This is a genomic window from Pedococcus sp. P2_E2 (assembly GCF_056403955.1).
This window is the reverse complement of the sequence record NZ_JBFUEM010000006.1, coordinates 151,654-163,837: the sequence shown is the minus strand read 5'-3', so window position 1 is coordinate 163,837 and position 12,184 is coordinate 151,654. Positions and strand designations below refer to the sequence as shown.

Sequence of the window (12,184 nt, the reverse complement as noted above, 5' to 3'; positions counted from 1 at the left end):
CCTGCGTCGGTGTCCGACCGCTATGGCTCCGATGTCCTGTCCGGTGACTGGAAGGTCCCCCCGCGGGGCCGTTCCCGCGAGGTGGAGGCCGAGACCGGCCTGGTCGTCGAGGACGTCGAGACCGGCTGGTGCGGTGCGGTGGTCCGGGTCGAGAAGGCCGGCGGGATGCGCGTCGTGCACCTCGAGGACCGACGTGGCCGCACGAAGGGTTTCCCGATGGGTCCGGGTTTCCTGCTCGACGGCTCCCCCGTCATCCTGACGCCGCCCACTGCCGCGGCCCGTGCCCTGCTGGCCGACGCACGCGCCCTCGCCTCGCGCACCGCCTCCGGCTCACGGGCCGTCCACGGAGCGACCGCCCGGGTGGCCAGCGGCTCGCGGATCTTCGTCGAGGGCCGGCACGACGCCGAGCTGGTCGAGAAGGTCTGGGGCGCCGACCTGCGGGTCGAGGGCGTCGTCGTGGAGCTGCTCGACGGCGTGGACGACCTGGTCGCGGCGATCGCGGACTTCCAACCCGGCCCCGGCCGCCGGATGGGAGTCCTCGTCGACCACCTGCTGCCGGGCACCAAGGAGCACCGGGTGGTGCAGGACGCCGCGCGGGGACCGTATGCCGCGCACGTGCGTGTGCTGGGGCACCCGTACGTCGACGTGTGGCAGAGCGTGCGCCCGGAGCGGCTCGGGCTGTCGCAGTGGCCCGTCATCCCCCGTGGCCAGTCCTGGAAGCACGGCATCTGCGCGCACCTGGGCTGGGCGCACCACGACCAGGCCGACATCGCGCGGGCGTGGAAGCAGATCCTCGGGACCGTGCGCTCCTACGCCGACCTCGAGCCGACCCTGCTGGCCAGCGTCGAGGAGCTCATCGACTTCGTGACGGAGTCACGAGATGTCACAGGGTGACGGAGTCACGAGATGTCACAGGGTGAGCGAGCCGGGACACTGACGTCCTCGGCGACCCTTCCTCGGGGTCGACCCTGACCTGTCCCTGAACCTCCCCTGTCTACACCCCGAAAGGTGGACTTTCGGAGGTCGTCGTGCGTTTCACTGGGTGCAGACACCACGCAGACCCTCACCACGGAGAGACCCATGACCGACCAACCAGAGCAGCCGCAGTCGCAGGTGCCCCCACAGGCGCCCCCCGGCTACCAGCCGACGCCGCACCAGCCACAGGACCAGCCACAGGACCGGCCGCCGACCCAGCCCCCGCCGGCGGCCTACGGCGTGGCTCCCCGGCCGATGTCGCCCCAGGACGAGAAGACCTGGGCGACCCTCGTCCACATCGCCCCGTTCGTCGCGGCCATGGTGGGCTTCCCGTTCCTCGGCCCGCTCATCGTCTTCCTCGTGTTCAAGGACCGCGGGCCGTTCATCCGGTTCCACGCCGCGCAGGCGCTCAACTTCCAGATCGTCATCACGATCGCGCTGTGGGTCTTCGGGCTCCTCTCGTTCGTGCTGATCGGGATCCCCTTCTTCATCGCCACGGGCATCGCCTGGGTGGTCTTCTCGATCATCGCCGCGGTCAAGGCCAACCACGGCGAGTGGTACCGCTACCCCCTCACGCCCGAGCTGGTGAGGTGACCGAATAGCGGTCCGCGCAGTCCCAGGAAGTCAGCGCAGTCCCAGGAGCCGTCGCACGACGGTGTCCGCCAGCAAGCGGCCCTGCCTCGTCAGCACCACCCGCTGACGGCGCAGGGCCGCCTGCGCGTCCACGAGGCCGTCGGCGATCAGGCCGGCGACGGCGAGGCGCCCGTCGTCACGCAGGTCCGCGATCGGCAGACCGTCCACGAGCCGCACGCCGAGCAGCACTCGCTCGTCGTACCGCTGCTCGTCGGTCAGCGTCTCCCGCCCGTGAGCCGGGCTGAGCCCCTCGGCGACGCGGGCGGCATACGCGTTGGGGTGCTTGACGTTCCACCACCGCACTCCGCCCACATGGCTGTGGGCGCCCGGCCCGATCCCCCACCAGTTGCCGTCGGCCCAGTAGCCCTCGTTGTGGCGGCACCGCGCCTCCTCGCGCCGGGCCCAGTTGCTCACCTCGTACCAGGTGTAGCCCGCCGCGGCGAGGTGCTCGTCGGCGATCTCGTACTTGGCCGCCTCGTCGTCGTCTTCAGGAGCGGGCACCTGTCCGCGCCGTACCTGGGCCGCCAGCTTGGTGCCCTCCTCGACCACCAGGGCGTAGGCCGAGATGTGGTCGGGCTCCAGCGAGCTCGCCACAGCCAGGCTGGTCCGCCAGTCGTCGAGGGACTCGCCCGGGGTGCCGTAGATGAGGTCGAGGCTGACCTGGAGCCCGGCGGCGCGGGCGGCGTCGACCGCGCGTTCGACGTTGGCCGGGTCGTGGGTGCGCTCGAGGGTCTGCAGGACGTGCGGCACCGCCGACTGCATTCCGAGCGACACCCGGGTGAACCCTGCTTCGGCGAGGACGGCGAGCCCCGCGGGAGTCACCGAGTCGGGGTTGGCCTCGGTGGTCACCTCGGCGCCAGGAGCCAGCCCGAAACGGTCCCGTATGCCGTGCAGCATCCGGGCGAGGTCCTCCGCGGCCAGCATCGTCGGGGTCCCGCCGCCGACGAACACCGTGTCGACGGTCGGCACCTCGCCGAGCACGTCGACCGCGAACACCAGCTCACGCAGTGCGGCGTCCGCGAACGTGCCGATGCTGGCTCCGTCGACGCCGAGCTCGGTCAGCGTGTAGGTGTTGAAGTCGCAGTAGCCGCAGCGCACCGAGCAGAACGGTACGTGCAGGTAGATGCCGAACGGACGGTCCCCGAGAGCCTGGAGCGATGCCTCTGGGAGGAGCCCGTCCGACGGCGCGGGGTCACCGTCGGGCAGGGCGCTGGGCATGGCTCCATCCTCGCAGGCGACTCCCGCAGCCCGGACACGGCGTGTCTTGGGGACACGCCGGAGTGGACTCGAAATGGCCCCCGAAAGTCCCAGAAATTTCCGCTGAACCACTTGTGGCGCAGTCGTCCCTGGATTAGAAATAACCCACGCAATCGCTTCGGCGAGAGCGTCGATCAGGACCTCGGTCCTGACCGTCGAAGGCCTCGGAAACTCATACTTTCCGAGGCCTTCACCTATGTCCGGGATGCTCACGCGTAGGGTCGAGCAGGTGACCACCCCTCTCTGGATCGACCTCGACGGCGTCGTCAACATGCGTGATGTCGGAGGCCTTCCGACCACCGACGGTGGCCACGTCGCCACCGGACGACTGCTGCGGTCGGACAACCTCCAGGACCTCACCGACGCCGACATCGACGACCTCGTGGAGCGCATCGGCGTCACCGACATCGTCGACCTGCGCAGCAACGTCGAGGTGCAGATCGAGGGCCCGGGGCCGTTGCGTGCCCGGGACCTCACGCACCACCACCACTCACTCTTCCGCGACGACGTCCGGGAGGTGACGGCGGCGGAGGCGCTGGTCCTCCCCTGGTCCAAGGCTGCCCAGGCCGCTGCCGACGCCGAGCCGCGTCTCGACGACGACTACTGGGCCAGCCACTACCTCGGCTACCTCGCCCACCGGCCGGACTCGGTCAGCGCTGCCCTGCAGGTCGTCTCGCGCAGCCGCGGCGCGACGATCGTGCACTGTGCCGCAGGCAAGGACCGTACGGGCACCGTCGTGGGTCTGGCCCTGTCCGTGGCTGGCGTGAGCGACGAGGACGTCGTCGCCGACTACGTCGCCACGGGTGAGCGGATCGAGCGGGTCGTGGCCAGGTTGATGGCTCGCCCCGCCTACGGCGAGGTCCTGGCGGGACAGCCGATGGACCACCACCGTCCCAAGCCGGAGACGATGGAGCGGATCCTCAGCGTGCTGACCGAGCGCTACGGCGGCGCCAGCGGCTGGCTGCGCGCGCAGGGCTGGAGCGAGGACGAGGTGGACGCCCTGCGCGCGAGCCTGCGGGCCTGACCCGGCCCCGCGGCATACCGGGTCGTGGCGCTCGCCTGCGGCGGCTCACCGAGCCGGTTTGTCGGTGACCCAGAGGCGGATGGTGCCCTGCACGACGGGGGTGCCGTCCCCGCGGACTCCCTTGACCCGCACCGGGATCTCCACGTCGCCTTCGCGCGCCCAGTCGGCCGGGTCCGTCTCGGCGACGCAGGTGATGTCGGTGGTCGCCTTGGCGGTGTACTCCACCTCCATGCCCTTGGGGATCCACCGGCGCGTCGGCGGGATGGTCGCCTCCGCGAGGGCGCCCATGGCCGCCTCGAGGCCGTTGCAGATCGCGATGACGTGGACGGTGCCGATGTGGTTCTGCACGCGGTGACGCTTCTTGATGGTCAGCTCGGCACGGTTGGGTCCCAGCTCGACGAACCGGGGACGTGCGGTGCGGAAGTAGGGCGCAGCCTGTTCGAAGACGAGCGAGAAGAGACGCTTGCCCTGCGGGTATGCCGTGAGGCGCCGGTACATCGCGTAGGTGTCGACCATGCGCTGATGTTACCGGACGGTAACACCGCGAAACGGCGAAGCGGCTACTTCTTCGTGACTGCGTCGTTGGACAACGCGGCGATGAAGGCCTCGGGCGGCACCTCGACGCTGCCGATGTTCTTCATCCGCTTCTTGCCGGCCTTCTGCTTCTCGAGCAGCTTGCGCTTGCGGCTGATGTCGCCGCCGTAGCACTTGGCGAGGACGTCCTTGCGGATCGCGCGGATGTTCTCGCGGGCGATGATGCGTGAGCCGATCGCAGCCTGGATGGGCACCTCGAACTGCTGGCGCGGGATGAGGTCCTTGAGCTTGCCGGCCATCATCACGCCGTAGGCGTAGGCCTTGTCCTTGTGGACGATCGAGCTGAAGGCGTCGACCGTCTCCCCCTGGAGCATGATGTCGACCTTGACCAGGTCGGCCACCTGGTCACCGTCGGGTTCGTAGTCGAGCGAGGCGTAGCCACGGGTGCGCGACTTGAGCTGGTCGAAGAAGTCGAAGACGATCTCGGCGAGCGGGAGCGTGTAGCGCATCTCGACGCGCTCCTCGGAGAGGTAGTCCATGCCGCGCAGGGTGCCGCGCTTCTGCTGGCACAGCTCCATGATCGCGCCGATGAACTCGCTCGGTGCCAGCACCGTGGCGCGCACGATCGGCTCGGTGACCGAGCTGACCTTGCCGTAGGGGAACTCGCTCGGGTTGGTGACCGTGAGCACCTTGCCGTCGTCCATCGTCACGTCGTAGACGACGTTGGGCAGCGTCGAGATGAGGTCGAGATCGAACTCGCGCTCGAGCCGCTCGCGCACGATCTCGAGGTGCAGCATGCCGAGGAAGCCGATGCGGAAGCCGAAGCCCAGTGCGGCGGACGTCTCGGGCTCGTAGACCAGCGCGGCGTCGTTGAGCTTGAGCTTGTCGAGGGCGTCGCGCAGGTCGGGGTAGTCCGACCCGTCGATCGGGTAGAGACCCGAGAACACCATCGGCTTGGGGTCGCGGTAGCCGCCGAGCGCCTCCTTGGCGGGCTTGGCCGCGTTGGTGACGGTGTCGCCGACCTTGGACTGGCGCACGTCCTTCACGCCGGTGATGAGGTAGCCGACCTCCCCCACGCCCAGCCCCTTGGCCGGAGTGGGCTCGGGCGAGCTGACCCCGATCTCGAGCAGCTCGTGGGTGGCCTTGGTGGACATCATCGCGATCTTCTCGCGGGGGTTGAGGTTGCCGTCGATGACCCGGACGTAGGTGACCACACCGCGGTAGGTGTCGTAGACCGAGTCGAAGATCATCGCGCGGGCGGGCGCGTCCGCGTCACCCGTGGGCGGCGGCAGCTGCCTGACGATCTCGTTGAGCAGGGGTTCGACGCCCACACCGGTCTTGCCCGAGACGAGCAGGCAGTCCTCCGGCTCGCAGCCGATCAGGCCGGCCAGCTCCTCGGCGAACTTCTCCGGCTGCGCCGCGGGCAGGTCGATCTTGTTGAGCACCGGGATGATCGCGAGGTCGTTCTCCATGGCGAGGTAGAGGTTCGCCAGCGTCTGGGCCTCGATGCCCTGGGCAGCGTCGACGAGCAGGACCGCGCCCTCGCACGCGGCGAGCGACCGCGACACCTCGTAGGTGAAGTCGACGTGCCCGGGGGTGTCGATCATGTTGAGCGCGTAGGTCGTCCCGTCGAGCTCCCACGGCATGCGGACGGCCTGCGACTTGATCGTGATGCCGCGCTCGCGCTCGATGTCCATCTTGTCGAGGTACTGCGCGCGCATGTCGCGGCCGTCGACGACGCCGGTGACCTGGAGCATCCGGTCGGCCAGCGTCGACTTGCCGTGGTCGATGTGGGCGATGATGCTGAAGTTCCGGATCAGGTCCGGCGGCGTTGCGTGCGGCTGCAGCGCGGTGCGGGCCATCGGGGACACGGGTGCTTCAAACCTCACGGGGCATCGGGAGAACGGAACGGCCCATCCTCCCATGCAACGGGGTATGCCGGTGACGCGCCGTCAGCTCGTGGCTGCCGGCGCGCCTGTCCTCGCCGCCTGGCTCGACTGGCGCCGGTTGGTCGATCGCTGCAGGAGGGCCGACCACAGGGCGATGCCGATCCCGGCCACGGCCAGCATGCCGCCGACCCTGGACGGCCATTCGTAGCCCAGACCCGCCGAGAGCACGATCGACCCGAGCCAGGCCCCGAGGGCGTTGGCGATGTTGAGGGTCGAGTGGTTGAGGGCGGCCGCGAGGGCCTGGCCCTCGTGGGCGACGTCCATCAGCCGGGTCTGCAGCATCGGGACGAGGATGCTGGGCAGCAGCCCGAGCACGAAGACGGCGATCAGGCCGGACCACTTCGCCGCCTGAACGGCCGGGCCGAACAGGAACAGCATGACGGCGATCGCCACCAGGAGGACGGTGATCCCCCGGAGCAGGCCGAGGCGGGACACCGGACCCGAGAGGAGCGCTCCGACCGTCATGCCCACGCCGTAGAGCGCGAGGATCAGCGGGATGGTCGCGCGGCCGAAGCCGCCGAGCTCGGTCATCGTCGGTGAGATGTAGGAGAACGTGGAGAACATGCCGCCGAAGCCGACGGTGCCGATCCCCAGCGCCAGCCACACCTGTGGCCGCTTCAGGGCAGACAGCTCCGAACGCATGCTCACCCCGCCGTCGGGCGGGCAGAACGGCACCCAGCGCCACACCGCGAGGACGGTGACCAGGGCGATCACTCCCACCGCGGCATACGGCCACTGCCAGCCATAGCTCTGGCCGATCCGTGTCGTGACGGGCACACCCACGATGTTGGCCACCGTGAGTCCCGTGATCATCATCGACACCGCCCAGGTGCGACGGTGGGCTGGCACCATCGACGCCGCGACCAGCGACCCGACCCCGAAGTACGCGCCGTGCGGCAGTCCCGACAGGAACCGCGCCGCCATGAGCAGCCCGTAGCTGCTCGCGAAGGCGGACATCACGTTCGCCACGGCGAAGGCCCCCATCAGCCAGAGCAGCAGCTGTTTGCGGGGCATCTTCGTGCCCAGGGTCGCCAGGACCGGAGCGCCCACGACCACGCCCGCGGCATAGGCGGACACGATGTGGCCAGCCGTCGGGATGTCGACATCGACCCCGGCCGCCACCTCGGGGAGCAACCCCATCGTCACGAACTCGGTGGTACCGATGGCGAACCCACCGACGGCCAGCGCCAGCAGGGCGAGGTTCACGTGCGCGGGGCGGACCGTGGGCTCGTCGAGCTCTGTCTGCGCGGAGAGGGTGGCGTCGGTCACGGGAATGCAACGACAGCAGGTCGGCCGGTCATTCCTCCATGGTGCGCCCCTGTGGCGGGTTGGGTGCGGATCGCCCAGCCGTCGAGACATAGCATCGGACGCGACCGACACAGCATCGAGGGGACCATGGCCGAACAGATCCGGTACGCCCACCCGCCAGGGGCACCGCAGCCCGCCGGCGAGGCGCCGCTGCTCCCCCCTGCCCCACCCGGGTACCGCCAGCACGTGCGGTCCCACCTGCGACACCCCCTCGAGAACCTTTGCCTGGTGGTCGTGATCCTCGGGTCGTTGCTCGTGTGGGCCGTGTCGGGCTACGAGGTGGCCTCGGCCATCATCGACCGTCGGGAGCCCGATCCCTATGCCGTGTTCTTCCTGGCGGCACCGCTGCTCATCTACTTCCTGCGTGGCCAGCTCTACGCGAGCCTGCGCCTGTCCGGCGTGAAGATCTCGCCGACGCAGTACCCCGAGGCACACCAGATGCTGCTCGACGCCTGCGCGCACTACGGTCTGCCGAAGGTGCCCGACGCGTACGTCGTCCTGGGCAACGGCATGATCAACGCCGCCGCCTCCGGGCACGGGTACCGCCGGTTCATCTTCGTCTACAGCGACCTGTTCGAGATCGGCGGGCAGGCACGGAACCCGGACGCGCTGCGGTTCATCATCGGGCACGAGGTGGGCCACATCGCCGCGGGCCACACGAGCTACTGGCGGATCCTGGCCATCAGCGGGGCACAGTGGATCCCGTTCGTCGGGTCGACGCTGAGCCGCAGTCAGGAGTACACCGCCGACAACTTCGGGTACTCCCTCGTCCCCCACGGCAGCGCCGGGGCGATGGCGACGCTCGCCGCCGGCAAGTACCTCAACCGCACGGTCGACGTGAACGCGCTGGCCGACCGGGCCACCACGGAGAAGGGCTTCTTCGTCTGGGTGGTCAACGCGTTGGCGTCGCACCCGGTCCTGGTCTGGCGCTCCCACGCCCTGCGCGACCGCCGCCGTCCGGGCCGGCTGCTGTGGAGGCCCAAGGACCGCCCGTGACCGATGAGGTCGACTACCGGCACACCTCCGTGCGACCGGCCTTCGCAGCGCTGCCACCGGAGGTGCGCGACGGCATCGCGACCGTGGCCGGGTCGCCGGTCGAGGTCGCCTCCCCACCAGTGACCACGGGTTTCACCGGCGCGTATGCCGGGTTGCTGGGCCTGCGCGACGGTCGCCGAGTCTTTGCCAAGGCTGCCGGGCCCTCGGCGCCCTTCGCCCTGCAGGCCATTCCGCGCGAGGCGCGCATCCTGCGGCTCCTCGCGGGCCGGGTGACCGCGCCGCAGCTGGTAGGGGCTACTTCGACCGGGGACTGGGAACTGGTCGTCCTCGAAGCCATCGACGGTGACATGCCCGGGACGCCGTGGACCCAGCGCGATGCCGAGGCGGCGCACGCCGCGTGCATCGAGCTCGCCCAGATGGACCCTTCGGTCGTGGCCGGGCTGACCGACGCCTCCCTGGCGCTCGACGTCGGCGGCGACGCCGCGTCGTTGGCGTGCCTGGACGACCTGGCGAACGGCGCGCGGTCGTGGCCGGACGGCATACCGCCACTGCCATCCGAGCGGGCGGCCGAGGTGGCCGGCCTCGGACGGCTGGCCAGCGAGGCCCTCGTCGGAGATCGCTTGGTGCACAGTGACCTGAGGCCGGACAACATGCTCATCACCCCGCAGGGCCGGGCGCGTCTGCTCGACTGGAACTGGGTCGCGCGTGGGCCTGCGTGGTGCGACTTCGTCGGGCTCCTGCCGTTGATGGCGCACCACGGTCTCGACGTCGACGGGATGGTCCAGCGGTCGCCGCTTCTCGACGATGTCGACCCGGAGGCCGTCGATGCCTTCCTCGCGGTCATCGTGGGCTACATGGTCGACGCGTGCGTGAAGCCGACGTTTCCCGGCTCGCTCAGCGCCGTCCGCGACCACCAACGTCAGATGGCGCGAACCTTTCTCGCCCTGCTGGGAGCGCGCCGAGGCTGGTCCTGACCGGCGCCTTCGGACCTGGCCGAACCAGCCGTGGTGTCGGGCGATCGTCAGTACCCTCGGGCCGATGGGGAACTCGACGCAGACCACGGCCAGGACCAACCAGGGGTGGCTCGGGCGACTGTGGCGATGGGTCACCGGCGCCTACCCGGGAGACTTCGTCGGCACCCCCGCGATGGAGTACTCCCCCGTCCCCGATGGGAGGCCGGATCCGGGTGAGATCGTGTGGACCTGGGTGCCGTTCGAGGACAACCACCGCGAGGGCAAGGACCGTCCCGTCCTGCTGATCGGGCGGGACGGGCGCTGGCTGCTCGGCGTCATGCTGACCACCAAGCTGCGCGGCGACTCAGAGCGAAGTCGGCGTGCGGCGCCGAACCGCGTGAGCATCGGTGTGGGTGCCTGGGACCGGCAACGGCGGCCCAGTGAGGTGAAGGTGGACCGGATCATCCGCGTGAAACCCAGCGGCATCCGGCGCGAGGGCGCAGCCATCGACGCGGCACGCTTCGCCCTGGTCGCCGAGGCGATTCGCGCTGTCGGAGGGTCCCGGTAGAGTCGAACGCATGTTCGATGCGTCCGTGACTTCCAGCGAGCTCCAAGGGGAGCTGGCCCGGTTGCGCGCGGATGGGCGTGACCGGTCCTTGGGTGAGCTGGTGGACCTGGCGGGTGAGTGCCAGTCGGTGATCAACCAGGCTGCGGCGTTGCAGATGCTGGCGATGGCGCACGTGGCGGCGATCGAGGACGTGGTCCTGGAGGACGGGACGATGGTGGAGCAGCACCGCGGGTTGGGGCACGAGCGCTTGGACGCGCCGGCCCTGGTCAGTGACCAGCTGGGGGTCAGCGACGCGGTCGCCGGCAGCCGCCTCGGCGCGGCCGTGGACCTGGTGACACGGGTGCCGGGGGTGTTCGCGGCCATGGGTGAGGGCCGCCTCGACGAGTACCGCGCCCGGGTCGTGGGTGAGGAGCTGCGGGACGCTGCGCCCGAGACCTGTGCCCTGGTGGTCGCGCGGATCGCCGACGGCCTCGGTTCGGAGCCGGCGGCGGCGCTGCGGCGGCGGGTGCGCCGCGTCCTGGGGGCGGTGGACCCGGACCTGGTGCGGGCCAAGGCGTCTCGGGCGCGGTCCGAGCGGAGCCTGCGCCGCTGGCCCGGGGACGAGCCCGGGGTGGACACCTGGATGGGCAGCTTCCCGGCCGAGATGTCGCGCAGTGGGTGGGCGGTGGTAGACGGGCTTGCGCGCGAGTACGTCCGCGGCGGCAGGGCGACAGGGGTGGAGCAGGCCCGCGCGGATGCGTTGATGGACCTGATCCATTCCCGCGCCACCGGCACGTTCGTCGTGCAGCTCGCCGTCCCCGCCGACCAGCTCGCCGGGCCGGACCAGCTGACCGCGCAGGACCAGCTGACCGCGCCGGACCAGCTGACCGCGCCGGACCAGCGCACGGCGACGCCTCACGAGTCCGTTGGCGACACGGCGCCCACCACGATCAGGCAGATGGCGGAGCCCCGCGGCAAGACGGTGCCGACCGAAGCAGGACCGGCGGTGGAGGCAGTTGCCGGGAGCGCAGCAGGTGCACGTGACGCCGACACGCTGGTGACGGTGGCTGGGTTGGGGATGCCGGGCACCACCCAGGTGCTGAGGTCGTGGCTCGACACCCTCGGGGACGCTGCTGACTCCCATCTCGACACCACGAGCCACACCACGAGCGACTCCACCAGCGACACCACGAGCCACACCACGAGCGACTCCACGAGCGACTCCACGAGCGACTGCGCTAGCGACTCCACCAGCGACACCACGAGCGACACATCGAGCGACGGGGCGGCAGGCATCGCACCGACCGTGCGCCACGAGGTGGTCGCCTGCGACGCCACGACCGGTGCCCTGTTGGCCGCGGCCACCGACCCCGACAGGACTGGTCGACAGCGTCTCACCGAGTCCAAGGCCTACCGTCCACCAGCGGCGCTGGTCGACCTGGTCAGAGCCCGGGATGGGCAGTGCCGCTTCCCCGGCTGCTCGGTCAACGCCCGCTTCTGCGACCTCGACCACGTCCGACCCTGGCCACTGGGGCCGACCGATGCGGCCAACCTGATGTGCCTGTGCCGCCGACACCACCGCATCAAGCAGACCGTCCGATGGCGGGTCCGCATCGAGCCCAACGCCACCGTCACCTGGACCGACCCGACCGGCAGGGTGCGCTCGACCCTCCCCACCGACTTCCTGCAACGCCTCGACGGCGAGCCACCGGCGCGAGTCACCCTGCCCAAGGGAGTCGGAGGGCCCGAGCGACGAGGGCCCGAAGCCGAGGCCGTGGGGCCGGTCGACGCGCCCGGAGTGCTCTGGTCGGTGTGGGAGGAAGAACTCGCCCACGAGCTGAGCCGGGCCGAACGCCACGGCAACAGACGGCGGGTCGTGCCCGACCGTGCCGAGGGGCTCGCCACCCAGCTGACCACTGGACGGGTCGGCTTCACCCTCGACCGCGCCTACGCGCCCGGCTGCCCGGGTCGGTGGTTGCGCCGACCGGCGAGTCTCTGAGGCGACCCA

General features: G+C 70.4%; 11 protein-coding genes. 7 read left to right on the top strand and 4 right to left on the bottom strand.

Translation table 11 applies throughout. From position 1 onward, the window contains the following. The first annotated feature begins 9 nt into the window (after positions 1 to 9). Together AC1DWR_RS13975 and AC1DWR_RS13970 are read left to right on the top strand one after the other, a co-directional pair. On the top strand, positions 10 to 894 hold the full coding sequence (locus AC1DWR_RS13975; protein WP_477612543.1) for a DUF3097 domain-containing protein: 885 nt from the start codon (positions 10 to 12) through the stop codon (positions 892 to 894). 186 nt (positions 895 to 1,080) lie between these two features. Continuing rightward, entirely contained in the window at positions 1,081 to 1,569 is a 489-nt protein-coding gene (locus AC1DWR_RS13970; RefSeq protein WP_477612542.1) for a DUF4870 domain-containing protein, read from the top strand. 30 nt (positions 1,570 to 1,599) lie between these two features. On the opposite strand, the gene hemW is transcribed toward AC1DWR_RS13970, so the two are convergent. Further along, the gene (gene hemW, locus AC1DWR_RS13965; RefSeq protein WP_477612541.1) at positions 1,600 to 2,826 is read right to left on the bottom strand and encodes a radical SAM family heme chaperone HemW; all 1,227 of its coding nucleotides are present in this window, start codon (positions 2,824 to 2,826) and stop codon (positions 1,600 to 1,602) included. Positions 2,827 to 3,094: 268 nt separating this feature from the next. Here hemW and AC1DWR_RS13960 point away from each other — a divergent pair, with 268 nt between their 5' ends. After that, positions 3,095 to 3,889, top strand: a complete 795-nt coding sequence (locus AC1DWR_RS13960; protein WP_477624663.1) for a tyrosine-protein phosphatase — start codon at positions 3,095 to 3,097, stop codon at positions 3,887 to 3,889. Positions 3,890 to 3,934: 45 nt separating this feature from the next. Here AC1DWR_RS13960 and AC1DWR_RS13955 read toward each other — a convergent pair whose 3' ends face one another. The 3 genes from AC1DWR_RS13955 to AC1DWR_RS13945 all read right to left on the bottom strand — a co-directional run bounded on the left by AC1DWR_RS13955 (position 3,935) and on the right by AC1DWR_RS13945 (position 7,641). After that, on the bottom strand, positions 3,935 to 4,405 hold the full coding sequence (locus AC1DWR_RS13955; RefSeq protein WP_477624662.1) for a hotdog fold domain-containing protein: 471 nt from the start codon (positions 4,403 to 4,405) through the stop codon (positions 3,935 to 3,937). Between the two features lie 44 nt (positions 4,406 to 4,449). Continuing rightward, the gene (gene lepA / locus AC1DWR_RS13950; protein ID WP_477613405.1) at positions 4,450 to 6,285 is read right to left on the bottom strand and encodes a translation elongation factor 4; all 1,836 of its coding nucleotides are present in this window, start codon (positions 6,283 to 6,285) and stop codon (positions 4,450 to 4,452) included. Between the two features lie 90 nt (positions 6,286 to 6,375). Next, on the bottom strand, positions 6,376 to 7,641 hold the full coding sequence (locus AC1DWR_RS13945) for an MFS transporter (RefSeq protein WP_477612538.1): 1,266 nt from the start codon (positions 7,639 to 7,641) through the stop codon (positions 6,376 to 6,378). Positions 7,642 to 7,767: 126 nt separating this feature from the next. Here AC1DWR_RS13945 and AC1DWR_RS13940 point away from each other — a divergent pair, with 126 nt between their 5' ends. The 4 genes from AC1DWR_RS13940 to AC1DWR_RS13925 all read left to right on the top strand — a co-directional run bounded on the left by AC1DWR_RS13940 (position 7,768) and on the right by AC1DWR_RS13925 (position 12,175). Further along, positions 7,768 to 8,676 carry a M48 family metallopeptidase gene (locus tag AC1DWR_RS13940; protein WP_477612537.1) on the top strand — a complete coding sequence of 303 codons (909 nt, stop codon included), beginning with the start codon at positions 7,768 to 7,770 and terminating at the stop codon, positions 8,674 to 8,676. Then, a complete protein-coding gene (locus AC1DWR_RS13935) occupies positions 8,673 to 9,650 on the top strand; it encodes a phosphotransferase family protein (RefSeq protein ID WP_477612536.1) in 978 nt (325 codons plus the stop codon). The genes AC1DWR_RS13940 and AC1DWR_RS13935 overlap by 4 nt, the downstream gene beginning before the upstream one ends. Before the next feature lie 64 nt (positions 9,651 to 9,714). Next, positions 9,715 to 10,197, top strand: coding sequence for a type II toxin-antitoxin system PemK/MazF family toxin (locus tag AC1DWR_RS13930; protein ID WP_477612535.1), 483 nt, complete (start codon positions 9,715 to 9,717; stop codon positions 10,195 to 10,197). Between the two features lie 10 nt (positions 10,198 to 10,207). Further along, positions 10,208 to 12,175: an HNH endonuclease signature motif containing protein gene (locus AC1DWR_RS13925; RefSeq protein WP_477624661.1), complete on the top strand. Its 1,968-nt coding sequence runs from the start codon at positions 10,208 to 10,210 to the stop codon at positions 12,173 to 12,175. Positions 12,176 to 12,184: the final 9 nt, after the last annotated feature.